Raw genomic sequence first — 24305 nt, 5'->3', positions numbered from 1 at the left:
TGGCGGCCCCCTTGGAAGGAGTCTCTCGTGTTTGTTTGTGCTTCGACAGAGTGTTTCCCCGACCTCAGCTCAAAAGAGGCGCTGTCGCGGCTCGTCGACCTGGAATACACGGTGGTGGAACTGGCCATCCACGAGCAGGACGGCTGGCTGAAGCCCTCGGAGGTGCTAGCGGACCTGGAGCGGGCGATCAACCTGTGCCGGGCGACGCACCGCATGACGGTGGCCGCGCTGTCGATCAACATCGACGCCGAAGGCCCCGCCTACTACGAGCAGTTCAGCGCGTGCTGCAAGCTGGCCAAGGCGATCAAGGTCGTGACGATGGTGGTGCCGTCGGCCGAGCTGGGCGCCCCGTTCAACGAGGAGGTCGAGCGGCTGCGGAAGCTGTCGGCGATGGCCTCGCTCGAGGGCGCGGTGGTTTCGCTCAAGACGCAGGTCGACCGCATGAGCCAGGACGTCGACACCGCGCTGATGTTCTGCAACAACGTGCCGGGCCTCAAACTGACGCTCGACCCGAGCTGCATGATCTACGGCCCGAACCAGAACCGCGGCTACGACAAGCTGATCGACCACGTGCAGCACGTGCACCTGCGCGACACCAGCAAGAACGAGCTGCAGGTCCGGGTCGGCCAGGGCGAGGTCGACTACGGCAAGCTGGTCAGCCAGCTGGGCGCCGCCAAGTACAACCGCGCGTTGTCGGTCAACATGACCCCGATGGAAGACGTCGACCACGAGGGCGAGATGCGGAAGATCCGGCTGCTGCTGGATAGTTTGCTGTAGGGCAGCGACTACCAGAGATCAAACACTGCTTGACGGCTGCACTACGCTTTGGGAGGAAACGTTAGCCTTGGTTCGGGACCCCCCCGCCGTTGCCCCTGCCGAACAGCAACGCACCGAGGGGATGATCGCAGAGCTGGAGGCGCAGATTGCCGACCTTCAGGAACGGGTTGACGAGTTGAAGCAGCGTTTGCCTGGGGAGGTGACTGCCCAACCCCGCCGACGCTGGCTCCGGTTCGACACCCGTGGTCTGCTGATTCTGCTCACCGCGACCTCGCTGCTGCTGGGCGTCGTCGCCTGGTGGCAGCCGCCGCGCGGGGCCTCGGCGAAACGGATCCCGGTCCTGGGGCCAATCACCTCTGGCGAGCGGGTGACGATCTTGCCGCCCCCGAGCGATGCAGAGATCCTTCGGGCGCTTGAGAAGGCACTTCCCAAGGGGCGCCGCGCGCCGACAAGCAACGTGCGGATCGTCCGGGAGAAGATCGCCGACTTCGTGGACCCGGTACGAGTGTACCCGATGATCGGGCCGGCGCAGCAGCACCACGCCCACTTCAAGTGCACCGTGTACTTCGGCCGCCGCTTCTGGCGTAGGGACGGCGCGTACGTGGTCTACATCGACCACAACCACCTGCACATGACCGGCGAGCTTGCGTCGGCGCCGTAGTTGGCGGCGCCCGTACCGCTAGCTCTCCCCCGCGATCGCCTCGGCGATGTTCTGCGCGTGGTCGAGCACGCGGGAGTAGGCGTTGAGCGACGCCAGCAGCGCCACGTTGACCAGCGGCGGCACGCCGCCGATCGTGACGTCCTCGAGGTGCTCGCGGCGGAACTGCTTGATGTGCGTGCGGATCCGCTTGGCGACGGGCGCTGCCTCGACGTAGATGTTGCTGTTGGCGACCTTCAAGGCCGCGTTGATGGCCGTGAGGTGCTCGTGCAGCTCCCGGTTGATGGCGTTCAGGCCCTCGCGGTGGGCGGGCGTGAAGCGGAAGCTGTCGCGGCGGAGCTTGCGGTCGAACTTGTCGAGGTCGACCAGGTAGTCGCTGATCGACTCGAACTCGTCGGCCATGCGGAGCTGCCGGCACGCCTCGTCCGCGACGCTGTGCGGGGCGCTGCCCGAGAGCAGCTTGGTGATGAACTCGGAGATCTCGTCCTGGATCGAATCGAGCACCTTCTCGCGGCGTCGGAGCCGGTTGGCGAGGTTCTTGTCGGGCTCGTCCTGCTCGCGGAGCTCCATCAGCCAGCCCATCATCTTCTCGCAGCCGTCGCCCATCCGCTCGAGCTCGTTGCGTGACTGCTCGATGGCGAGGTTCGGCGTGTCGAGCATCCGCACGTCGAGGTCGGTGAGGTGCGGCTTCTCCTTGAAGTCCTTGGAGGGGATCACCCGCTCGAGCATCCGCACCAGCATCGGCACGAACGGCAGGAACAGCAGCACGTTGGCGATGTTGAAGATGCTGTGCGTCGCGGCAATGACGGCCGTGGTGTGCGGGTAGGTCGCCTGGCCGTCCACCAGCACCGCCTCGCCAACGTCCGAGCCGACGTCCACCCCAAAGACCAAGCGGAGGACTAGGCGGACGACCCACTGCACCAGCCGGATGTAGGGAAAGAACACTAGCGTGATCCAGAACACGCCAACCAAGTTGAACAGCACGTGGAAGTAGGCGGCCCGCCGAGCGTTGGTTGTCGCGCCGAGCGACGCCAAGAGCGCCGTGATGGTGGTGCCGATGTTCTCGCCCAGCACCAGCGCGGCGGCGGTCTGGTACGAGATGACACCCTGGGTGGCGAGCGAGACCGTGATGGCGAGCGTGGCGGAGGAGGACTGCACCAGGGTCGTGAGGACGCAGCCGATCATAGCGCACTTGAGCACGCCGAGGTAGCTGTCTGCGCGGAAGGCGCGGAACCAGGTCTCGAACTCGGGGGTTTCCTTGATGATGGCGCAGGCGTCCTTCATGAGCTCCAGGCCGAAGAACACCATGCCGATGCCCATGATCGCCATGGCCCAGTACCGCCAGCGGTCGCTGCGGGAGAAGAGGTAGCCAAACGCCGCCACGCCAAGGATCGGCAGGCCGTACTTGCCGATCTTCAGCACCAGGATCCAGCCGGTGATGGTGGTGCCGATGTTGGCGCCCATAATGACGCCGACCGCCTGGGCCAGGCTCATCACGCCGCTGTTGACGAAGCCGACTACCATGACCGTGGTGATCGAACTCGACTGCACGACGCAGGTCACGATGACGCCGACGAGGATCGCGAAGAACCGATTGCCAGTGACCGTGCTGATCATCCGACGCAGGCTGGCGCCGGCAACCGCCTGCATCCCCTCGGACATGTGTTTCATGCCGAGCAGGAATATCCCGAGTCCGCCAACGAGTTCGCTGATAAGCTGAATGAGAGAAGCAACGTTCAACGGTCCGCGTCCACTAGCATTGTTAAGATTTCGTTAAGGCGTTAACCTGGGCAAGAGTATATCGGGCCCTCCCCTGCCGTGGTAACCCGTGCCCATTCCGTGACGAGGATGCTGTGAAGCCATTTGTGCCTGGAGATTGGGTGGTCTACCGCAAGCAGAAACACAGCACCTCGCCGGGCCCCCGAGCGAAGGAGGTCTCCGCGGCCCCCCGCGGCGAGACCTACTCGTACGTCGTCGACAAGTTCTGGGTGGTCCAGGAGCGGCTGGAGGACGGCCAGGTCCAATTGTCGACCCGCCGGGGCAAGCAGCACACCGTGGCGGCGGAAGACCCGAACCTGCGTCACGCCCACTGGTGGGAGCGGTGGCTCTACCGGCGGCGGTTCTCAGACGCCCAGTAGCCGGCCCCAGGGCCCGCGTGGCGGACTCGCGGCGGCATCGCTAGCCCACGCCGAGCGGTCTTTTTGGGGGCACAGCCGGAAGAACCCGCGGCGTCTCGCGGGGTTTATTTTCTCAGGCCTGCAAACGGGGCCAGGCAAGCTGGTTGGCGGTCGGGGCGGCGCTTAAAATAGGCTGCAGCCCCCTCCCCGCCGCCCGGCACGCCGTGCCCGTTGCTGTCGGGCCACCACACGCCGGAGCACCCATTGTCGATCAGCGACAGCACGATCCAGCGCTACACGCACTCCGACCCGGACGTGCGTTTGATGCTGCGCGTGCGCGACGACGACGCGGCCGCGTTTGAGGAGTTGGTGCAGCGGTACCAAAACCGACTGGTGTCGCTGATGGTGCACCTGACCAGCCGACGGGACATGGCCGAGGACCTGGCCCAGGACGTGTTCCTGCGGGTCTACCGGGCCCGCAAGCGGTACGTGCCGGGCTCGAAGTTTTCCACCTGGTTGTTCACGATCGCCAACAATGTCGCCTCGAACGCGCTGCGGACGCTGTCCCGCCGCAAGGAGGTCAATGTCACGGCGGCGCCGGACGAGAGCAGCTTCAACCCGATCGCGGCCTCGGCCACGGCGGCCAGCGCCCTGATGCCGACCCGGCAGCTCGACAAGTCCGAGATGCAAGAGGCGGTGCTGGCCGCCATCGAGACCCTCAACGAGCGGCAACGCCTGGCCGTGCTGCTCGCCAAGTTCGAACACCTGAGCTACGAGGAGATCGGCCAGATCATGGAGATGACGCCGCAGGCGATCAAGTCGCTGCTCGCGCGGGCGCGGGGCAAACTCCGCGAGGCGCTCACCCCGTACATGGACCACGGACAGAAAGTCGATAGTTAGACGCGCGGCGGAGCCGCGACGGTTGATAGAAACAGACTCTTAACGCGAACACGAACCACCTACCACCACGCACTTGTCCACTCCTTCCCCAGAAACCGACGACCCGACCCGCGAGCTGCTGGTCGCGTACCTCGACGGCGAGCTGTCGGCCGAGGAGGCGCGGGAGGTCGAGCGTCGCATCGGCGAGGACGCCGAGCTGCGGCGCGAGATGCAGTCGCTCGAGAAGACGTGGAACGCGCTAGACGACCTGCCGCAGGAGACCCCAAGCGAGAACTTTTCCCGCACAACGATCGAGATGGTCGCGGTCGAAGCAGAACGTGAGGTGGCCGAGCTCACCGCCGCCATGCCGGTGGTCAAGCGCCGCCGCAAGTGGGGCGCGACGGCCCTCGCCGCCGCGGCGGTGGTCGCCGGGTTCTTCGTGATGCGTGGCGTCGTGACCGCGCCGGATCGGCAGCTCGCCCACGACCTGCCCGTGCTGTGGGGCATCGAACCGCTGACGCAGAACGCCGACGCCGAGTTCCTGACGCTGCTGGCCGCCCGCCAGCCGAGCCTGGTCGACCGCCACGCGGGCGACGAGGTCGAGCAGTCGGCCGACGCCTGGACCGAGATGGCAAACGAGACCTCGCCCGAGCGCCGCGCGCGGGTCGCCGCCCTGACCGGCGTCGCGCAGGACCGCCTGCAGACCGCCGAGCGGCAGTTCCTCGCGATGTCCCAGAGCAAGCAGGCCCAGCTCCGCGAGCGCTACCAGACCTACGCCGCCGCCGAGCTGCCCCCCGATCGTTTGCACCGCGTCGCGATGGCGTACGCCGATTGGGCGTCGCGGCAGACGCCCAACACGCGGCTCGAGCTGCGTCAGCTCGACGACCCGGCCAAGCGGGTCGACCGGATTGTCGAACTGCGGCGGCAGGAGGTGAACCGCTCGCGGCGGGACCTGACCGCCGAGGACGAGCGGACGCTCCGCGCGGCCGTCGCCGAGGTGGCGGAGCGGCCGGAGCTGCGGCAACTCCTCAAGGACCTCCAACGGTCACGCGACCAGCGACTCGACGACTGGGAGAAGCGCGCCGGCAACGACTCCCCTGTCGGCTGGATCCGGAAGTGGAGCGAACGCTTCGATCAGGTCATGGCCTCGCAGCCTTCGCTGCTGGTGGCTTTGGTCCCCCAGGTAGCGTTCAACCCAGGGCGCGGCAGCAACCGCCCCTGGCCTGGCATCCCCCAAGAGCACCGCGCCGAGGCCCGCCGGGTGTGGGAGATTATTGACGGGGAGCTCACCGCGGGCCTGAGCGAGCCGGTGCAAGAGGGCTTGGCGGACGACTCGCCCGAACGCCGCGCCGGCAAGATCCGGCAGTGGCTGCTCGAGCTCGCGACCGCGGAGATTAACCCCGGCAGCATGGAGGACTTCTTCGCCAGCGAGTCGCTGACCGACAACGAGCGGATGGAGCTGTTGGCGTTGCCACGCGATCAGATGGACGAGCGGCTCCGCCGGTTGTACGTCGAGCGTGAGCTGGGCGGGGTCGATCCGCGGACGCTTGAGGACATGGCCCGGATGCTGGGTGACCGGATGCTGGGCGACCGGATGGACCGCGGCGGTCCTCCCCGTGATGGCCCTCCCCGTGATGGCCCTCAACGTGATGGTCCGCAACGCAATGATCCTCAACGCTATGGCATGCGGAACGGCGGTCCCCGACCTGACGAGGCAAACGGCAGGCCGCCACGCGGCGATCGCTAGGGCGCCTCACGGCGATCTCTAAGGCGCCTCGCGGCGGGCAATCAGCCCCGCCGCGTACCCCACGGCGTCGCCGCGGCTCTGCACCAAGCGGTCGTAGGCCGGCCAGTCGCCCGAGGCCCGCGCCAGCTCGAGCGGCGTCGGCACGCCCGAGGGCAGCGGCTCGTCGGCCGCGACAAGCTCGTCCAGCTCGCCGAGCGCCTGGGACTCGCGGCCGATCCGGCTCAGCAGGTCGACGTACGCTTCGACGCACGCCGGGCGGCTGTACTCGTCGGGGTGGGAGTCGACCTGCCCGCGGAAGTACGCGGCCGCCTGGTCGGCCTGCTCGCCCAGCGCCGCGTGCAGCCAGAGCGCGTGCGCGGTGTACACGTCCTCGAACGGTGGGGGCTGGGGGAACCGCTGCGACTCGTGCAGCCGGGCCCCGTACTCGGCGAGATCGAGTGCTAGGCGGACGATCGCCGGTTCGGTGAGCAGCCGGCTCAGCCGCACGGTCGAACCGAGGTGCGACGCGTCGACGTGCGACAGCTCGTGCTCGAACAACCAGGGCCGCGTCGGCAGCCAATCGGTGAACTTGCCAACCGGCCGCTGGCCCTCCTCCCGTTCGATGTGGGCCGCGACGCTCTCGGTCAGCTCGCGGTGCATCCAGCCCACGAGGATCTCGGCACAGGGCCGCAGCTCGTCCGGCTCGAAGTAGCCGGCCAGGCCGTCGAGCGTCGTGACCGCGTTGCACGTACCGTAGTGGTCTAGCAGCCAGCGGAAGCCGACGGCCGGGTTCACCCCTTCGTGCAGGGCGAGCTGGATGAGCTCTTCGGCGGTCTGGTCGGTGGGGCGCACGGCGGCCAGCGCGTCGGCCATCCGCTGCTGCTCGCCCGCCGCGCGGAGGTACGGCCAGGCGTCGACTAAGCGGTCGGCGGCGATCATCCCGTCGGCCGCCTCGACGCACGCGGCGTGGTACGCCTGCTCGAGCTGGTCACGGACCTCGGCCGACTGGTCGGAGAGCAGCCGGCAGTCGATCGGCAGCCCGAGCCGGCGCCGGGCCTGCATCAGCCGGGCCTCGAACAGCGTGCCCCAGTCCCGCTCTGCGAGGCAGCGTTCGGCGAGCCGCTCGAGCATCTCGGTTGCGTCGTCGGCGTGCAGGGCAAGCTGCTGGAAGCGGTCATCGGAAGCGGGCACAGTCGGCTCGGCGGGGTGGCGGGGGAGCCCTCTAGGATAGGCGGCCCGGCCGGTCGATTCAAACACGCCCTGGGCCAACGGCCGACAGGGTCGGGCACGTGCGGTGTCAGACGAGCGGTCGCGGCGTGCTAGTGACGCACCAGGCGGATGTACTCGATCCCGACCTGTTCGACCGGCGTGTCCGCCAGTGTGGTGTTGACGACCTCGAACAGCCGCTTGCGGAGCGTGCCGAGGCCCGGCTCGGCGAGTTCTTCGTTCGAGGTGCTCCGGACCGCGAGCAGCATGTTCTGGCGGTAGGAGTAGTCTTCCTCTTCGAGCTTGGTTTCGATGTCCGCCAGCCGGTACCGCACGGCGCGGCCGTAGACATCGACAAAGACCTCGGTGGTCTCGCTGTTGGTCTCGTCGCGGGGCAGCGTGACGTGGAAGTCGCCGAGGTCGATCTCCTCGAGGCGGGACTGGATGGCGTCGTTGCGGACGCGCTCAATCATGGCGGCGGCGTCGTAGCACCCCGCGGCGGGCAGCAGCAGCGCAGCGGCGGCAACGGCCGTTCGGGTTGTGGAACTGGTCGTCATGGTCGTCAGATCCGGCAGGTTCGGCGCCTCGGTCGGCTGGTCTTGCCGCGGCGGGCGCCCTCTCTCCAAGGATAGCTCGTCGTGCGGCCGGGCGGCGACGTAACCTTGAGAGCGACTTTCCCACACCCCAGCGAGCCCCCGCCGTGCGTTCCCGTCGGCACAAGCCGAACCAGCGTTGCAGACCGAACTTGGGTTTGGCCTGCGCGCTCGCTGCGCTGGTCGGCTGCGGCGGGGACGAGAAGGTCACCTTCACGATCGACGAGCAGGAGGTCGGCCGGATCTCCGAGGAGCTGGTCGAGGTGGCGATCGGCGACTTCGAGGTGCCGGTGCCGGTCGCCTACGTCGACGACGAATCCAACACCCGGTACAAGAACGCCGTGCTGTTCCGATTCCACCTCGACGCGCTGGTCGACCCGCACGAGGCGTCCTCCGCCAGGCGCCTGGTGGAGAGGAACTCGAGCACGCTCAACGACCGCGTGATGACCACCTGCCGCAACTCGACCATCGGCGAGCTGCTCGACCCGCAGCTCAACGCGTTCCGCTCGCGGGCGCTCGACGCCGTCCAGCCGATCTTCGAGGGCCACCTGCTGCGGCGGCTGGTCATCACCGACGTCATCACCGACCCGCTGTAACGAAGCCACCCCGCCCCACGAAGTAGCGACATGAAACCGGTATTCGCCACAGCTGTTTGCCTTGCCCTGTGCCTGCCCCAGCCCGCCGCGCGCGGCGCCGACAAGGAGCCGCCCGAGGAACCGGCGATGGTCGGCTTCGAGCTCGGCTCGTTCGTGCTGAAGGACTACCAGCCGATCGAGGACATCACGCTGCGGCTGATCTTCACGGTGCACGCCAGCGTGACCGAGGAGAACGCCGCCGAGTTCTCGCGGACGCTAGCATCGCGTGCGCACCGCGTGCGTGATCAGGTGATCACGGCGGCGCGGCTGGCCTCGCTCGAGGAGCTTCAGGACCCCGAACTCCAGATGCTGCGCCGCCGCATTCAATTGCGGTTGAAACACTCGCTGCCGGAGCTGCACATCGACAACATCCACCTCAGCGAGTTCCAGCTTTACCGAGACTAATACTAGCCGTGGCCGTTATTTACGCAGAGTTCGGCGTTGACCGTTATCGGCGTTCGGCCTAATCTCCTGGCCATCATGGCGGAGCACCGTCGCTGCCAACCCGGACCCCGCTTTCCGGCCCACCGCCTATCGACCCACAAGGGGATTCTCTGATGTCCGTTCCGATGCTCGATATTAACCGTCAGAACCAACCTCTGATGGATGAAATCACCGCCGCGATCACCGAGGTTTGCAAGTCCGGCGCCTTCCTGAAGGGCCCCGCCGTGAAGCAGCTGGAGGAGGACATCGCGGCCTACTGCGGGACCGAGCACGCCATTGGCTGCGCCTCCGGCACCGACGCCCTGCTGGTCGCGCTGATGGCTCTTGACATCGGCCCGGGCGACGAGGTGATCCTGCCGAGCTTCACGTTCTTCGCCACCGCCGGCAGCGTGTGGCGTGTCGGCGCGACGCCGGTGTTCGCGGACATCGTCCCCGGCACGTACAACCTGTCGCCCGAGGACGTCGAGCGCCGCATCACGCCGCACACCAAGGCGATCATGCCGGTGCACCTGTTCGGCCAGGCGGCCGACATGACCGCGCTCAACCGGATCGCCAAGAAGCACAACCTGCACGTCATCGAGGACGCGGCCCAGGCGATCGGCGCCACCGAGGGGGGCCAGCGGGTCGGCGCGTTGGGCACGATCGGCTGCTTCAGCTTCTACCCCACCAAGAACCTTGGCGGCATGGGCGACGGCGGCATCATCACCACCAACGACGCCGAGCTCGCCAGCAAGATGCGTGTGCTGTGCGACCACGGCCAGGAGCCCCGCTACTACCACCACATGGTCGGACTCAACAGCCGGCTCGACACCGTCCAGGCGGCCGCGATCGGCGTGAAGTTCCGCTGCCTCGACTCGTACGCCGAGGCCCGCGAGAAGCACGCCCTCCGCTACAACGAACGCTTCAAGAAGCTCGGCCTGTGCGACGTCCTCGGCGTGCCCGGCGTGGCCCAGGGCCGCCGCAGCGTCTGGAACCAGTACACGGTGCGTGTCGAGGACGGCGCCCGCGACGCGCTGCAGCAGTACCTGGCGGAACGCCAGATCGGCTCGGCGGTCTACTACCCGGTTCCGCTGCACCTGCAGAAGTGCTTCGCCGAACTCGGCTACAAGGAAGGCGACCTGCCGCACACCGAGCAGGCCGCTCGCGAGGTGCTCTCGCTGCCGGTCTTCCCCGAGCTGACCAAGGCCGAGCAGACCGAGGTGATCGAAGCGGTCACCGCGTTCGCAGCCGAGGCCCGCACCAACCAGAAACGCGACGCCGCCTAGCCGCGTCGCAGCCGACTACTGCATACGCTAAGAGCCCTCGGCGCGAGCCGGGGGCTCTTTTTATTTGGCCGCACACGTTATTCGGCCGCACACGACGCCACCGGCAGGCAGCGTGCGATCTAACGCTTGACGTCGGTCTCGCGTTTGTCGGCCCGCACGGCGGCCATCACGCCGCCAATCAGGCAGAGCACCAGCAGCAGGAACGCCACGCCGTAGGAGGCGGTCTCCTCCTCCTGAGCCAGCAGCGGGAGCGAGGCCAACGGCAGGCGGTACAGCGAGGCCTGGGCCAGCACGGATAGCAGCGTCGTCATCGGTGGGCTCGGGGGTCGTCCGGGGGGGGCGGTCATTCAGGAAGGTCCCCCCAGTTTAACCACCCAACCGCCGACCGCCAAAGGGCGCCGACGCGGGCAGGAGTGTCTCGCATCGCGAACGGGCGTCTCGCTCTGAGACGCTTTGTCCCACCGCGGGGACACCCCCGAAGGGGTGTTTCCCGGGAATTCTAGCTGTTTGAATAAATGGCGCCCTGATTGCGTAACAGTCTGTCTGTTCCGGCGTAGGAGTCAACGAGCACGAACGCCCACCGCCTCAAACCTCAAATCTTCGCCCGCAGGAGTCCGAGTCATGTCCGCCGCTCGCCACATCTCCACCGCTTCCCTGACCGCCCTGATTGCCGCCGCCTGCACGCTGCCGGCCGCCGCCCAGACGACTGGCTCGTACTACCAGCCGGTCAGCGTCGGGCCGGCCTACACGGTTGGGCCCCGTCACTCGTCCACCGCGTTGGAGGGCGCCCTGCGGGGGCGGGCACAGGTGATCGACGCCCTCGGCCGCTACCGCGTCAACGACGCCCAGGCCAACATCCTCAACCAGCAGGCCCAGACCCTCGCCTACGAGAACGACGTCAAGAAGACCGAGACCCTCTACCGCAAGAAGTACCTGTGGCGCCAGCACCGCGAGAACGAACGCGCCCGCGAGATCGAGCGTGACTCGCTCGGCAAGGAGCTGCTGACCCAGCGTCAGGCGACCTACTACCGCGACACCTACACGCTCGACTCCGACCAGTTCAACCGCAACACCGGCAAGCTGTCTTGGCCGGCGCCGCTGCGGGACGATCAGTTCGCCGCGACCCGCAGCCAGCTCGACTTCCTGTTCCGCCAGCGTTCCCGCTACGGCGCCGGCAGCGACGACCCGTTCGCCGGCCGGATCCTGAAGCTCACCGAGCAGCTCAAGCAGGACCTGAAGGAAGAGCTCACCGACATGGAGGCCTCCGACTACGCCGACGCCCAGAAGTTCGTCCGCGGCCTGATCTACGAGGTGCAGTACCCGGTCGAAGTTGGCTGAGCAACCAGTCCTTCCCAAACTTGATGCAAGCCCGTTGCCATTCGTGTGGCGACACCCCGGGCGCCGGAACCTGCCCTCCGGCGCCCGGTTTTTTTGTTAGCCGGCATTTCGCCCCGCCGCCGGCAAGCCCCGCAGCGGCTGAGGAGTGCAGCGATTGCCCTGCCAGTTGCAACTGCGGTGCTGCGGACGCTGCGCCGGTGCGACTTCTCTCCGCCGGAAAAGCGTGCCCCGCCAACCATCACGCCCCGGCACGTGCTAAGCTAGGCGTCGCGGCGCGTCTGTTACCCGCGACGCCGCTGATCTTCTCTTAGCGCACACGGAGCGAGGCATGCACCAACTCGTAAGCAAGACGGCGTTGGCCGTTGGTATTCTCTTGGCCCCCGGGCTAATGGAGGGCGCGCGGGCAGATTCAAGCGGCGCCGGCGTCCCAGACGACGAGCGTCCGCTGATTGGGGCCGACATCTCCTGGGCGCCATCGCAGGAGGAACGGGGGACTAAGTTTTCCGACCAGGGTGTTGAGAAGGATGTCCTCGAGATCCTGGCCGACCACCAGTTCAACTGGATCCGCCTGCGGTTGTTTGTCGACCCCACGGCCGAGAACGGGTACTCCAAGCAAGGGCACTGCGGCCTCGAGCAGACCCTGGCGATGGCCAAACGCGTCGAGGCGGCGGGCATGAAGCTCCTGCTCGACTTCCACTACAGCGACACCTGGGCCGACCCCGGCAAGCAGTTCACGCCGGCCGCCTGGCAGGGGCTCAGCGACGACGAGCTCGCGGACAAGGTGTCCGAGTACACCAGCGTCGTCCTTCAGCGGTTCCAGGAAGCCGGCGTCGCGCCGGAGATGGTGCAGATCGGCAACGAGATCCACAACGGGTTCCTGTGGCCGCAGGGGCAGATCAAGAACTCGCCCGGCGCGTTTGGCCTGCTGCTCCGCCGCGCCAGCGAGGCGGTCCGGGCGGCCGATCCGAACATCAAGATCATGGTGCACCCCGCCCTGGGCGGCGACAACGGCCGCTCGGTCCGCTTCTTCGACCTCGTCCTCAGTCACGATGTCGAGTTCGACGTCATCGGCCAGTCGTACTACCCCAAACACCACGGGACGCTCCAGCAGCTTGAGGACAACCTGACCGACCTCGCCCAGCGGTACCGCAAGCCGATCGTCGTGGTCGAGTACCAGGAGCACCGCCGGGAGGTGAACGAGATCGTGCGGGACCTGCCCGACCAGCTGGGCTGGGGCACGTTCATCTGGGAGGCGACCTCGCCGCAGTGGGGTGGGCTGTTCGACCGCGGCGGCGCGACGACCGACAAGATCGACATCTACCCCGCGTTCGTCGCCGGCGAAGCGCCGCCCGCCACGCCCGAACCCCAGGCGGCCGCCATCGAGATCACCCGCGACATCGCCTACCGCGCGGGCGACAGCGACGCCTGGCGGCTCGATCTGGCCGAGCCCGCCGATCGGACCGAAGAGCCACGGCCCGCGCTGGTGATTGTGCACGGCGGCGGCTGGAGGGCGGGGTCGAAGTCGGTCGACGTGTTCCAAAAGATGATGACCGACTACGCCAAGCTCGGCTACGTCACGATCAACGTGGAGTACCGGTTGCTCGACGAGGCCCCGTTCCCCGCCTGCATCGAGGACGTGAAGTGCGCTGTCCGCTGGCTGCGGGCCCACGCCGAGGAGCACCACGTCGACCCGAATCGTATCGGCGCGTACGGCCACTCCGCGGGCGCGCACCTGGCCCTGATGCTGGCGATGGCGCCCGAGTCGGCCCGCCTGGAGGGCGATGGCGGCTGGGACGAGTACTCAAGCGTGGTCAACGCCGCGGCCGCCGGGTCGCCGCCTACCGAACTGGGCCGCGACGTCCCCATGGCGAAGCCCGAGTGGTGGCCGATCGGCTACCTCGCGGCCGACACCCCGCCGCTGCTGCTCATCCAGGGAAGCGACGACCGCATCGTGCGGGCCAGCCTCACCGACGACTTTGTCGAGAAGATGAGGGCCGCGGGAGCCGAGATCGAGTACCTCCGGATCGAAGGGGGCCGGCACGGCGTCGCGTACGGCGAGAGCCTCGAGACCACCGCCCCGGCGATCGAGCAGTTCTTCGCCAAGCACCTGCGCCCGCTGGCGCCGAAGCCGACGCAGTCCTCCGCAACGAAGAAGCCAGCGGTCGTGGTGATCGAGCAGGGCGGCACGGGCCCCTACCCTGCCGTGGCCACCGAGGACAACGCGCTGCCCGGCATGACGCTCTTCCGGCCCCGCGACCTGTCGCCGTTCGGCGCCGACCAGAAGCTGCCGATCCTGCTGTGGGGGAACGGCGCCTGCGCCAACACGACCCAGGAGCACAAGAACTTCCTCAACGAGATCGCCTCGCACGGCTACCTGGTTCTCGCCATCGGCCTGCTCGACCAGATCGAGCACCGAGACGAAAGCTCGCGGCAGCGGACCAGCTCGGACCAGCTGCTGAAGGCCCTCGACTGGATCCTGGCCGAGAATCAAGCAACCGAGAGCGAGTACTACGGCCGAGTCGACGCGACGCAGGTCGCGGCGATGGGCATGTCGTGCGGCGGCCTGCAGGCGATCGAGATCTCGGGCGACCCGCGGGTCTCGACCACGGTAGTCTGCAACAGCGGCGTGCTGCCCGATCCGTCCCCGATGCCGGCGATGCCGGCGCTCACCAAGGACCGGCTGAAGGACTTTCACGCGCCGGTGCTGTACCTGATGGGCGGCCCGTCCGACATCGCCTACAACAACGCGATGGACGACTTCCGCCGCGTGGAACACGTCCCGATCGTGATGGCCAACCTCGATGTCGGCCACGCCGGCACCTACGCCAAGCCCCACGGCGGCGAGTTCACCGGCGTCGCCCGCGCCTGGCTCGACTGGCAGCTCAAAGGCGACAACGAAGCCTCTCAGTGGTTTGTCGGCGAGCAGAGCAAACTCAGCAAGTCGGCCGACTGGACCATCGAGACCAAGAACTTCGACGACTAGAAGACTAGAGCGACTTTGCGGGACCTGCCTTGGTCCCTACAGGCTGGCGAACGCGCCATCAAACTGCGCGGCGTTCAGGTCTGCCTGAGCCGCCTCGTCAATCTCCGCGCCCGCGGCGACCGGCTCAGCTAGTGAGGCCCACGCATCGTCAGTTGCGTCTAGATGGTCGAGCGTCAGCAGCAGGTTAAGGTCGACCTGGGCGGCGGCGGCGATGGGGGCGTCGATTATGGCCTGCGGCGCGTCGGCTTGCTCGTCGGCCGAGAACGCGAGCACCGGCCCGCGCCCGACTGCCCCCTGCAGCGGGATGGTCACCACCGTGTAGCTCACCGCGCCGCGGGAGTCGGTCGCCGCGACGACAAACTCCTGCGTCGCGAGCCCGGGGTCGGTCGGTGTGCCTGAAAGCGCGCCGTTGGCGGCGACCGTGAGCCACGCGGGGCCGTTGGCCTTGGCGTAGGTGACCGAGTCGCCCGGGTCGGCGTCGGTCGCCAGGCCGGCCAGCGAGCCGCTGAACGGGGTGTCGATCGGCGCCGGGCCGAGATTCACCTCGGCGGCCGCGAACACCGGCGGGGTGTTCGCCATCAGCCCGGCGATCTGCGTGGCGGTCAGGGCGTAGTCGGTGACGAGCACGTCGTTCAGCTGGCCATTGAGCAGCGGGTCGTTCGTGAACTGCGACTTGCCTAGGTAGTTGTTGGTCGGCGCGAAGTCGCTCGGGGTGATGGTGAGCGAGTTGTTCGTGGCCACCAGGGCGCCGTTGACATACAGCTTCGCGGAGCCGCCGCCGAGCGTCACCGCGACGTGCGTCCACTGATCAACGGGCAGCGTGGCGGTCTGGACGGTCTGCTCGCCGCCGCCGTCCTTGATCGCAAACCGCATCGACGAGCCGTTGGACGGCGTCAGGAACATGTAGGACGAGGTGTCGTTGCCGAAGTCGAAGATCCGCTGCCAGTTGCCGCCGCCGTCCCAGTTGACCCAGCCGGCGAAGGTAAAGCCGTCGCCGCTGGCCACGCCCTCGGGCAGCTGCACGTGGCTGTCGCCGCCCAGGTCGATGACCTGGCCCTGCGTCGGGTCGGTCGCGTACCGCGGAACGCCCGCCACGTAGCCGTTGTAGCCGTATCCGGACTGGTCGTGGGCGTCGTCGTCGAAGGCGTAGCTGGCGATGCTGCGGCCGGAGGTCGGATGGTTTGCGGGGATCTCCTGCACGTAGCCAATCGGCGAGTCGTTGTTGTGGTACACCTGGCCGGCGGGCGTGAGGCTGCCGTCGGAGTAGGTCATCTCGCGGACCGCCTCGACACGGCTGTAGATCGAGTAGCGTTCGATCCACGGAGTCGTGTCCATCATCTCGGTGATGTCGGCCACCCACTGAGCGTTCTGCGCGTAGGTCGGGTCGGCGCCGCCGGTCCAGTTGGCGCCGTTGTTGAACTCGGTGATCCAGATCGGCAGGTGGTAGCGGTCGTAGACGTCCTGGAGCCAGGACTTGAGCGACGCCGCCGACTGGCCGGCCTGGTAGTTGTGGATCGCGATGTAGTCGACCCGCAGGTCGGCGGCGATCGCCTTGTCCATGAACTCGTAGAGCCACGCCTTGCCGCCGTCGGTCACCGCGGGCGAGCCGACCCGCAGGCCGCTCTGGAGCAGCTCGGGCCAGACCGCGATCGCCGTGTCGACCGAGCCGTTGCCGAGCGACGTGTACGCGTCCTCGACCGGGTTGTTGGGCTCGTTGTAGCCGAGCAGGTGCGTGACCTCCTCCTTGTTGGTCGGGTAGGCGGGCCACCACCGCTGCTGGCGGATCGGCACGTACTCGTAGTCGAGCGTCGAGTCCTCGCTGTTGTTCCAGTTGTAGAACCAGGACGCGTCGAGCGTTTCCGGGCCGATGTCCGACGCGCCCTTCTTCGCCACCCACCGCCACGGCAGCACGCGGATAAACCGCACCTGGTTGTCGAACTGCTCGGGCAGCAGCGCGATCTCCAGGTCGTGGTCCTGCGCGACGTACACCTGGCTGTAGCGGGCGTTCGCGTCCGAGGCGATCGTGGCCATGTAGCCGCGCTTCAGCACGAACGAGCTGGCGTTCTGCTGCAGCACGCCCAGCGTGGCCGGCGTGTTGTAGTAGGTGTAGACGTCCAGCTCGGCCGAGTCGCCGGTGAACTGCGGTCCGGTGAAGACCTCCAGCGGCACAAAACGGTAGTCCTGCGGGATGACCACCGTGCCGACCCCGTGCTGCACCACCCGGACGTTGATGCCGGCGAACGCGGCGGCGCCGTTCACCCGGACGTTCATCAGGTAGTCGCTCATCACCTCCGTCGGCTTGACGTTCTCGAAGAACAGCCACGCGTCGGGCGAGTTCAGCCGGACCTCGGCGGTCAGCGGGTTGGTCGCCGAGGTGAGGTGCAGCTCCGACCGGCCGGTCAGCTCGATGATCGACCGCGACAGGCTGGGCACGGTCAGCGACTCGTCCTCCAGCACCTGGCTGGGCGGGGTCGGCTCGCCCAGCCCGAGGTTGTCCCGCCACACGGCGTAGTCGGCGGCGTCGACCCGGCCGTCGCCGTTGCCGTCGGCCTCGAGGTTGCTCTCAGAGCCGTAGTTGGTCACCCACACCACCCGGTCCGCCGCGTCCACCACGCCGCTGCGGTCGTAGTCGCCGGGCAGCGGCACGACGGCCGGGCCCTCGGCGGCGCTGACAGTAATCTCGCCGGCGGTCAGCGCGTGGTCGTAGATCCGCACCTCGTCGATCAGGCCGGTGAAACCGGGGTCGGCGTCGAACAGCGAGCGGCCCAGGAAGTTGAGCGTGTCGTTGATCGACAACCCATTGGAGCCCCGGCCCATTGGAACCGAGCTGACCAGCTGGCCGTCCACGTGCAGGCGGAAGGCGCCGTTGGCGGCGTCCATCACCACCGCCACCTGGTGCGGCGCGCCGTCGTCGGTGGTGGAGCTCGAGGCGACCGTCTCCGCGACGCTGCTGGGGTGCAGCGTCGCGCGCGAGTCGCCCGCGCCGCTCTGCTGCGAGTAGAACAAGTAGCTGTCGCCCGCTCCGCCGACCTTGTTGCCGAAGTCGAACACCCGCGTCCAGTTCTCCGACTGCCCGGCCTGGAACCAGAACTCAATGGTTGCGTCGGCAGTGGTCAGCAGGTTGGCGGGCAGCTGCACGTACTGCACGTTGGCCGAGTCGCCGCTCGTGACGCCGCTGTTCTGCAGCGCGAGCTTCTGGTCGAGCACGGCCGCGCCGTTGACCAGCGTCCCGTGGGCGGTCCCCACCGAGTCGTCGGCCGTGCCGTCGTTGAAAGTGTACAGGTGCGTCAGGCTGAGCATCGCCCGGCCCTCGAGCGACTCGAACGAGAGCCGCCGGCCCGAGCCGTTCGACAGTGGGGGGCGACGCCGCTGGGTCATCTCGCGAGGGTCCTCGGGCAGCCTGGCAACGCGGCCGCGGTTGATCAGGGAAGGAGCAGGAGGCGAACGCGTCGCCCCGGCAAGGAGCGGTTCCGGAGCGCTCCCTGGGACACCCTCTATACTAATCGGTGGCTCGAGAACCGGCCACCAAATGACTCACGAGAATTTAGCTTTCCGCCCGCGGCCCGCCGCAGCAACCAACACCTGCGGACTGGCCTAACGCCGCCCCGCACGGCCACGCAGGCCCGGCGCGAGCAGCGACAGCAGCAGCCAAGCCGCGGGCTCCGGAACGGTCGCTCCTTCGGCCACCGGCGTTGTGGCCCCGTAGTTGGACCGCCAGAGGTCGTAGTCCGGCTGCGAGTAGGTCGCGCCCAACCCGTCCCGCCAGACGACATAGTCGGCCGCGTCGACGACGCCATCGCCGTTGAAGTCGCCCGCCAACCCGGCCGGCGCCTCGCCGACGGTCAGCAGCGTGTAGCCGGCCAGCTCGCCCTCGGTGAGGTACTCGAGCGAGTAGTCGTCGCCGTCGACGGCGTTGGTGATCAACGACCAGTCGCCGAGGGCGTCGTCCCAGTAGCGGATGCTGTCGGTTCCATTGACGAGGCCAAGGAACGCAACGATCGACGCGTCGGCTTCGCCGAAGAGGGCGAGCATGCCGCCGGTGGCGAGGTTGACGTGGCTGTCGTCGCCGCCGTTCTCGTCGATGGTGAGAGTTCCGCCGACGCTTGCCATGCCGCCTTCGGTGATGGTTAACAGACCGGTTCCCTGCCTGCCGATCCACAAGGTTTCAGACATGTTCCATTCTGAGCCGCTGCCTGCGACAACGGCATCGCCCGACGAGCCACCGTAGTTTCCGAGTACCCCATAGGAGCTCGAGATGGCGACTCCTTCGGCAATGGCCAGGGTCCCGTTTCCTCGGTACCCCGCCCCAAGCGCCCAGCCGTCGGCAGTCACCGAGAGCACGCCACCGTCGCCGAAGCCAAGCGCGGCTTGGTTGCCAGTCGCAGCGTTGAAGACTAAGTCGGCGTCCAGCACCGCGCCTCCTGACGCCACAATCGTTCCATCGCCGTGCAAGTCAGAAAGTGACGCGTGCAGCCCCCTTGTCGTCACCACTCCGCCGTCAGCTACGGTGAGAGACGCGTCGCCCTGGATGCCGACTCGGAGGTCTCGCAAGATATCCCAGTGGGATCCCGTTCCTGTGACCGCAGCCTCTCCAGTGCTGCCAGCCTGATCGCCCAAGTAGCCGGCCATGCTCTTGACCTGCCCGCCGTTCTCGATGGTGAGCGATCCGCGCCCCAATCGTCCAACCGAGATGGTGCTCTCATTCTCCCACTCGGATCCGCTGCCAGAGACTACGACTTCGCCGGATCCGCCGGCCGCAGCGCTGATTGTAGTGTGCGTGCTTAGTACGTAGCCGCCCGCTGCGATGTGCATGCTTCCCGTTCCCTCGAAACCGATGTAGAGCAAGCTATGCCAATAGCGAGAGCCTGAGCCAGTCACCGACAATTCGCCGTGGGAACCAGTCCCGTATCCGAGACTCGCCCAACTCGATCGAAAAGAATCTCCGTCAGCCACCGTGAGCGACCCGGACTGGGAGTAGCCAATAATCACTTGGACCTCAATATAGCGGTCCTGATAAAACCATTCAGAAGGATCATCGGGGAGGATCTCACCCGACCATGTGCTCTGCGCACGCAGGGTTCCCACCGGAGCAGCCACCCAGAGCAGCGCCACGATGATCAGCAATGCAGAACGAGTAAACAAGAACTCTCCCAGACGCTTGCGTTGGTCGGAGATGAATTGGGGCGGGCGGCCACGCAGTCGTGCGTGGCGAGACCGGGGGGGGGGGGCGGCTAGTCGTAAACCACTAGTATCACTCGGCGCACCGCGGATGTCGAGTTTTGCGCTAGCATTTCTGAGCACGTGCGCCGCAAGAATCGCGGGAGTGGCAGCCGATGGCCACGCGCAACCCCTACCGCGCCGCGTACAGCTCGGCGTACTCGACGATCCACATCTCGATCAGCTCGCGGAACTGGTCCTCGTCGACCTCGGCCAGCGGCTGGTGGTGGTTGCGGGCGAAGGTCTCTTTGTTGTGCACCGCCCCCTTGGCCGCGATGTCGAGCACCTTGAACTCGTTGTAGGGGCCAACCAGCACCTGCAGGCGGCTGAACAGGTTGGTCCGCTTGCCGCCGGACATCGCCACGTCGTCGCGGGTGACGGCCGAGCCCCAGCCGCGTTCGTCGACGATGGTCTCGGGCTTGAAGCCGGGGAAGTTGTCGGCCAGCTGGTGCAGGCACTTCTCGATGTGCTCGGTCAGCGACAGCCGCAGCCGGCTATGCAGCCGCTTGCACTCCTCCTCGCTGAGCGCCTCGGCGGCCTCGGCGAACTCACGCTCGGCGCGGGAGCGGGCGCCGCGGCTGGCGGCCTTCTGCAGTCGGTCTCGGAAATCCATCGCGATTCGAACGGGGGTGAGGAATTCCTCAAGTATAGCCCGCCTTGGCGGGGGGAATAAGCCGGGCTGACGGGTGGGGGTGAGCTCGAATAGGGGACTGGCTCGCGACCGCAAGGCGGACGTACTTCCTGGAACCCGCGCGACTGCGGTCGAGTGCCTGTCCCCTTTTCGGGCGCGCCCGCTCGCTCAGAGCGCCCCCAGGTGGTCCGTCGAAAAAAGGGGACAGGCACGACACGGCCCGACGGCCCCACGATTCTTTATTCGCTAGCGCGTCGAGCCAGTCCCCATTTTTCGACTCGCGATCAGGCGGCGCTGACTTTGGGTGGCAGCGACAGCTGCCCGCAAGAAGGCGTGCCTGCTCTCAAACGCCGACCAGGCAGCTGTCGGTGTCGCTTGCGACAGGAGGTGATTGGCTCGCAAGTCGGCCGCATGTCTACCCGCCGTCAGTCAGGCCCGGCAGCTTTTCGTAGCACGAATCGCACAGCCAGACGCAAGGATCATCAGCCGTTTGCCAGAACGAGTGGCCGGCGTCGATGTGTCCGTTGCATGCGTCGCAGTGCTCGTGGTTCCAGCCGCCCTCCTCGAGCGTGCACCCCTCGGGAACCTCGCCGCCGGTGTGGGGCCACCTCGCCAAGTGCCCTCCCTCGACCGGGTAGTAACGCAGAGGCTGCTGGCTGGCGTGCCGATCCACGACTGCCTGAGGCGGCTCATCCGCGTCCGCCGGCATTCGCACCACCACGGCGTCGAGACCACGGAAGTGAATCTGGTCGAAACGCCGACCGGAGAGGCTTTGCAGGAGCTCGTCGCTCGGATTGCTGCCGTGCTTTGGCATGTTCTCGCGTCTTGCCTAAATCTTTGTACAGCGCAAGCGACAGAAACTCCGCAACACTTCTTGTGCTGCGCACACCGACACTCGTTCGAACCAATCCAGCCTGCTGGCGAGCCGCAAACCGAACGAGTATCGGTGCTACCCCAACAGCCCGGTGCCATGCTCACACGCAACAGCGGGTGAGCATGCGATTGGCGGCGTCGCCTCAAGCTGCCTACCCGCTGTCGCGCGTAGGAATGGCGCCCAGCCGTCTGGCTTTTTGTGCCTTCTCGTGCCTTTTCGTGGCCAAGACCATGACGCCCCACGGTGGAGGACCACCGCGCCACAAACTGCGACCTACTTATCGTCCGAAGACTTCTTCTTGTGGAACTGCAGCAGGTCGCCGAAGGAGCGCATGGCTTCCTTGCCCTCTTCCATGTCTTTGGTGAGGGCCTTCGATTCCTTTTTGGCGCGTTGCTCGAAGACCCGCGGGCCGGCGGGGGCCCGCTCGACGCGGCGGTCGCCGCGGCCCGACTTGCCGCGTGGCTTGCGGCCGGAGGGCTTGCCGTCGCCTGAGCGGCCATCGCCAGACCGGCTCGCAGCCTCGCCCGACTTGCGTTTGGGACGCTGGCGGCGGCCGCCGCCGGACTCGCCCGACTTCTCCTTGCGGCCCCCTTCGGCCTGGGGCGTGCCGGGCTTGATCATGGTGAGCGCCACGCGGCGGCGCTGGGCGTCGATCGAGGTGACCCACACGCGGACCCGGTCGCCCACGGCGACCACGGTGTGCGGGTCGCGGACGTAGCCGCTGCTGAGCTGGCTGACGTGCACCAGCCCGCTCTCCGACAAGCCGATGTCGACGAACGCGCCGAAGTCGACCACGTTCAGCACCACGCCCGCCAGCTCCGAGCCGATCTCCAGGTCGTCGATCTTCACGACGTCGCGGCGGAAGACGGGCGGCGGGCGGTCGTCGCGGAGGTCGCGGCCGGGACGCGACAGCGAGTCGACCAGTTGATCGAGCGATAGCCGGCCCACGCCGAGCGACTCGGCCAGCTCGTCGCGGTTGCGCTCGGCGAGCGCGTCCTGGAACTTGGCGCCCCCGGCCGGCGTGCGGAGCTCGGCGGCGTCGACGCCGACCAGCTCGAGCAGCTTGGCCGCGGCGTCGTAGCTCTCGGGGTGCACCCAGGTGGCGTCGAGCGGGTTCTCGCCGTCCTCGACCTTGAGGAAGCCGGCCGACTGGACGAAGGCCGACTCGCCGACCCCCTTCACCTCGAGCAGCTGCTGGCGGCTCTTGAAGGGGCCCTTCTCGACGCGGTGCTCGTACACCCGGCGGGCGGTCAGCGGGTTGAGTCCCGCCACGTGCGAGAGCAAGGTCGGGCTGGCGTTGTTGAGGTCGACGCCGACGAAGCTGACGCACGACTCGACCACCTGGTTGAGCGTGTCTCGCATCGGCTTGTTGCGTGAGTCGTGCTGGTACAGGCCGACGCCCAGGCTGGCCGGGTCGATCTTCACCAGCTCGCTGAGCGGGTCCTGCAGCCGGCGGGCGATCGACACCGCGCTGCGGTGCGAGGCGTCGAGCTCCGGCAGCTCCTCGCGGCCGATCGTGCTGGTCGAGTAGACGCTGGCGCCCGCCTCGTTGACCACGACGTAGTGCGCGTCGTGCTCCTTGAGCTCGTCGGCCAGCAGCTCGGCGACCAGCTGCTCGCTCGGGCGGCAGGCGCGGCCGTTGCCGATCGCGATCAGCTCGACGCTGTGCTCGCGGATCATCTCGGCGAGCCGCTTGCGGCCGTCGGCCTGCTTGTCTTCGCCGCCGACCAGGTGGATCAGGTCGTGCGCGACCAGGCCGCCGAACTCGTCGAGCGCGGCGAGCTTGCAGCCGTTCTTGTAGCCCGGGTCGAGTGCGAGCACGCGCTTGCCGCGGATCGGCGGCTGCAGCAGCAGCCTCCGGAGGTTGCGGGCGAAGACCGTCAGCGAGTGCTCCTCGGCCTTCTCGGTGAGCGCGCGACGGGCCTCACGCTGCAGGCTGGGGACCAGCAGCCGCCGCGCGGCGTCGCGGACGCAGCCGACCAGGAAGTCGCGGTGGGCGTGCTCCGCGGGGACCAGCAGCTCGATGGCGGCCTGCTCGATCGCGGCGGCGTCGCACTCGACGCTCACCTTGAGCGCCTTCTCGCGTTCGCCGCGGTTGATGGCGAGGATGCGGTGGGTCGGCGCGCGGCTCAGCTTCTCGCGGTAGTCGAGGAAGTCCTTGAAGGTCGCCTTGCGCTTCTCGGCCAGGCCGTCGACCGCCTTGCTGACGAGCTGGCCGCTGTCCTGCATGACCTTGCGGGCGCGTTTGCGGAGCGTGGACGACTCGGCGAAGCGTTCTGCCAGGATGTGCCCGGCGCCGACCAGCGCGGTGGCCGCGTCGGGGACTTCTTGCTCCTTGTCGATGAAGTCGGCGGCGCGTTTGTCGAGGTCGGCGCAGCTGTCGGCGGCGCGGAAGATCTCGTCGGCCAGCGGCGCGAGGCCCTGGCTCTTCGCCTTTTCGGCCAGCGACTGCCGCTTCGGCTTGAACGGCAGGTAGAGGTCTTCGAGCTGCGCAACCGACGATGCGCGGCTGATCTGCTCCTGCAGGTCGTCGCTCAACTTGCGCTGCGCTTTGAGCGAGCGGAGGATGGTCTCGCGGCGCTCCTCGAGTTGCCGGGCGCGGTGCACCCGGTCGCGGACGGCCTCGATCTGCTGCTCGTCGAAGCCGCCGGTGGCGTCGCGGCGGTAGCGGGTGATGAACGGGACCGTGTTGCCGGCGTCCAGCAACTGCACGGTCTGCTCGACGCCGGCGGCGTCGAGGCCTAGTTCGTTGGCGATCGGCTTGAGGTTGATGGCGTTGGGGCCCATCGGGTGTTTTCGTAGCGCGTGGGGGTGTGCGGCTAGCGACAGCCTCGCGGCGGCCTGGCGGGCCGGGGAGGTGGGGCCCGGTCGGGCGAGCACGCCCCGGGGCCCTGCGTCAGAACAGTCGTGGTGAAAAGCAGAGGGGCGACGCCATCCAGGTTCGGGAGCAAGCCAGGTTCAA

General features: G+C 67.6%; 19 protein-coding genes. 10 read left to right on the top strand and 9 right to left on the bottom strand.

Going from position 1 to position 24305, the window contains the following annotated elements; translation table 11 throughout:
* The first annotated feature begins 27 nt into the window (after positions 1-27).
* Both Pla123a_RS01150 and Pla123a_RS01145 read left to right on the top strand, forming a co-directional pair.
* A complete protein-coding gene (locus tag Pla123a_RS01150) occupies positions 28-777 on the top strand; it encodes a sugar phosphate isomerase/epimerase family protein (protein WP_197527578.1) in 750 nt (249 codons plus the stop codon).
* 121 nt (positions 778-898) lie between these two features.
* Positions 899-1438 (top strand): hypothetical protein, encoded by a 540-nt coding sequence (locus tag Pla123a_RS01145; RefSeq protein WP_231956293.1) that lies wholly within the window; start codon positions 899-901, stop codon positions 1436-1438.
* A gap of 18 nt (positions 1439-1456) precedes the next feature.
* On the opposite strand, the gene Pla123a_RS01140 is transcribed toward Pla123a_RS01145, so the two are convergent.
* On the bottom strand, positions 1457-3175 hold the full coding sequence (locus Pla123a_RS01140; protein WP_146583685.1) for a Na/Pi cotransporter family protein: 1719 nt from the start codon (positions 3173-3175) through the stop codon (positions 1457-1459).
* A 113-nt stretch (positions 3176-3288) separates the two neighbouring features.
* On the opposite strand from Pla123a_RS01140, the gene Pla123a_RS01135 reads away from it, so the two are divergent.
* The 3 genes from Pla123a_RS01135 (at position 3289) to Pla123a_RS01125 (ending at position 6178) form a co-directional block, all read left to right on the top strand.
* Positions 3289-3573 (top strand): hypothetical protein, encoded by a 285-nt coding sequence (locus tag Pla123a_RS01135; protein ID WP_146583684.1) that lies wholly within the window; start codon positions 3289-3291, stop codon positions 3571-3573.
* A 243-nt stretch (positions 3574-3816) separates the two neighbouring features.
* Positions 3817-4452: an RNA polymerase sigma factor gene (locus tag Pla123a_RS01130; protein ID WP_197527577.1), complete on the top strand. Its 636-nt coding sequence runs from the start codon at positions 3817-3819 to the stop codon at positions 4450-4452.
* Between the two features lie 73 nt (positions 4453-4525).
* On the top strand, positions 4526-6178 hold the full coding sequence (locus tag Pla123a_RS01125; protein ID WP_146583683.1) for an anti-sigma factor family protein: 1653 nt from the start codon (positions 4526-4528) through the stop codon (positions 6176-6178).
* A gap of 18 nt (positions 6179-6196) precedes the next feature.
* Here Pla123a_RS01125 and Pla123a_RS01120 read toward each other — a convergent pair whose 3' ends face one another.
* Both Pla123a_RS01120 and Pla123a_RS01115 read right to left on the bottom strand, forming a co-directional pair.
* Entirely contained in the window at positions 6197-7348 is a 1152-nt protein-coding gene (locus Pla123a_RS01120; RefSeq protein ID WP_146583682.1) for a hypothetical protein, read from the bottom strand.
* A gap of 128 nt (positions 7349-7476) precedes the next feature.
* Positions 7477-7920: a hypothetical protein gene (locus tag Pla123a_RS01115; protein ID WP_146583681.1), complete on the bottom strand. Its 444-nt coding sequence runs from the start codon at positions 7918-7920 to the stop codon at positions 7477-7479.
* Positions 7921-8114: 194 nt separating this feature from the next.
* On the opposite strand from Pla123a_RS01115, the gene Pla123a_RS01110 reads away from it, so the two are divergent.
* From Pla123a_RS01110 to Pla123a_RS01100, 3 genes are all read left to right on the top strand, one after another.
* The gene (locus Pla123a_RS01110) at positions 8115-8552 is read left to right on the top strand and encodes a hypothetical protein (RefSeq protein ID WP_146583680.1); all 438 of its coding nucleotides are present in this window, start codon (positions 8115-8117) and stop codon (positions 8550-8552) included.
* Positions 8553-8582: 30 nt separating this feature from the next.
* The gene (locus tag Pla123a_RS01105; RefSeq protein WP_146583679.1) at positions 8583-8996 is read left to right on the top strand and encodes a hypothetical protein; all 414 of its coding nucleotides are present in this window, start codon (positions 8583-8585) and stop codon (positions 8994-8996) included.
* Positions 8997-9148: 152 nt separating this feature from the next.
* The gene (locus tag Pla123a_RS01100) at positions 9149-10300 is read left to right on the top strand and encodes a DegT/DnrJ/EryC1/StrS family aminotransferase (protein ID WP_146583678.1); all 1152 of its coding nucleotides are present in this window, start codon (positions 9149-9151) and stop codon (positions 10298-10300) included.
* Between the two features lie 119 nt (positions 10301-10419).
* On the opposite strand, the gene Pla123a_RS01095 is transcribed toward Pla123a_RS01100, so the two are convergent.
* Positions 10420-10611 (bottom strand): hypothetical protein, encoded by a 192-nt coding sequence (locus Pla123a_RS01095; protein ID WP_146583677.1) that lies wholly within the window; start codon positions 10609-10611, stop codon positions 10420-10422.
* Positions 10612-10921: 310 nt separating this feature from the next.
* On the opposite strand from Pla123a_RS01095, the gene Pla123a_RS01090 reads away from it, so the two are divergent.
* Together Pla123a_RS01090 and Pla123a_RS01085 are read left to right on the top strand one after the other, a co-directional pair.
* Positions 10922-11638: a hypothetical protein gene (locus tag Pla123a_RS01090; protein WP_197527576.1), complete on the top strand. Its 717-nt coding sequence runs from the start codon at positions 10922-10924 to the stop codon at positions 11636-11638.
* Positions 11639-11966: 328 nt separating this feature from the next.
* On the top strand, positions 11967-14621 hold the full coding sequence (locus Pla123a_RS01085) for a glycosyl hydrolase 53 family protein (protein WP_146583675.1): 2655 nt from the start codon (positions 11967-11969) through the stop codon (positions 14619-14621).
* Positions 14622-14657: 36 nt separating this feature from the next.
* Here Pla123a_RS01085 and Pla123a_RS01080 read toward each other — a convergent pair whose 3' ends face one another.
* The 5 genes from Pla123a_RS01080 to Pla123a_RS01060 all read right to left on the bottom strand — a co-directional run bounded on the left by Pla123a_RS01080 (position 14658) and on the right by Pla123a_RS01060 (position 24130).
* The gene (locus Pla123a_RS01080) at positions 14658-17999 is read right to left on the bottom strand and encodes a LamG-like jellyroll fold domain-containing protein (protein WP_146583674.1); all 3342 of its coding nucleotides are present in this window, start codon (positions 17997-17999) and stop codon (positions 14658-14660) included.
* Positions 18000-18215: 216 nt separating this feature from the next.
* Positions 18216-19574 (bottom strand): hypothetical protein, encoded by a 1359-nt coding sequence (locus Pla123a_RS01075; protein ID WP_261342740.1) that lies wholly within the window; start codon positions 19572-19574, stop codon positions 18216-18218.
* Between the two features lie 397 nt (positions 19575-19971).
* The gene (locus Pla123a_RS01070) at positions 19972-20451 is read right to left on the bottom strand and encodes a hypothetical protein (protein ID WP_146583672.1); all 480 of its coding nucleotides are present in this window, start codon (positions 20449-20451) and stop codon (positions 19972-19974) included.
* 433 nt (positions 20452-20884) lie between these two features.
* Positions 20885-21283 carry a hypothetical protein gene (locus Pla123a_RS01065; RefSeq protein ID WP_146583671.1) on the bottom strand — a complete coding sequence of 133 codons (399 nt, stop codon included), beginning with the start codon at positions 21281-21283 and terminating at the stop codon, positions 20885-20887.
* A 333-nt stretch (positions 21284-21616) separates the two neighbouring features.
* Entirely contained in the window at positions 21617-24130 is a 2514-nt protein-coding gene (locus Pla123a_RS01060; RefSeq protein ID WP_146583670.1) for a Tex-like N-terminal domain-containing protein, read from the bottom strand.
* Positions 24131-24305: the final 175 nt, after the last annotated feature.

Origin of the sequence: Posidoniimonas polymericola, from assembly GCF_007859935.1 — a bacterium.
In the GTDB taxonomy this organism is placed as follows: Bacteria; Planctomycetota; Planctomycetia; order Pirellulales; family Lacipirellulaceae; genus Posidoniimonas; species Posidoniimonas polymericola.
This window is presented reverse-complemented; position numbering and strand designations above follow the sequence as displayed.

Coding starts and splice junctions, on each gene's coding strand:
- Pla123a_RS01145 (WP_231956293.1), top strand. CDS start 899: ATGATCGCAGAGCTGGAGGCGCAGATTGCCGACCTTCAGGAACGGGTT.
- Pla123a_RS01115 (WP_146583681.1), bottom strand. CDS start 7,920: ATGACGACCAGTTCCACAACCCGAACGGCCGTTGCCGCCGCTGCGCTG.
- Pla123a_RS01105 (WP_146583679.1), top strand. CDS start 8,583: ATGAAACCGGTATTCGCCACAGCTGTTTGCCTTGCCCTGTGCCTGCCC.
- Pla123a_RS01100 (WP_146583678.1), top strand. CDS start 9,149: ATGTCCGTTCCGATGCTCGATATTAACCGTCAGAACCAACCTCTGATG.
- Pla123a_RS01095 (WP_146583677.1), bottom strand. CDS start 10,611: ATGACGACGCTGCTATCCGTGCTGGCCCAGGCCTCGCTGTACCGCCTG.
- Pla123a_RS01090 (WP_197527576.1), top strand. CDS start 10,922: ATGTCCGCCGCTCGCCACATCTCCACCGCTTCCCTGACCGCCCTGATT.
- Pla123a_RS01085 (WP_146583675.1), top strand. CDS start 11,967: ATGCACCAACTCGTAAGCAAGACGGCGTTGGCCGTTGGTATTCTCTTG.
- Pla123a_RS01080 (WP_146583674.1), bottom strand. CDS start 17,999: ATGACCCAGCGGCGTCGCCCCCCACTGTCGAACGGCTCGGGCCGGCGG.
- Pla123a_RS01070 (WP_146583672.1), bottom strand. CDS start 20,451: ATGGATTTCCGAGACCGACTGCAGAAGGCCGCCAGCCGCGGCGCCCGC.
- Pla123a_RS01065 (WP_146583671.1), bottom strand. CDS start 21,283: ATGCCAAAGCACGGCAGCAATCCGAGCGACGAGCTCCTGCAAAGCCTC.
- Pla123a_RS01060 (WP_146583670.1), bottom strand. CDS start 24,130: ATGGGCCCCAACGCCATCAACCTCAAGCCGATCGCCAACGAACTAGGC.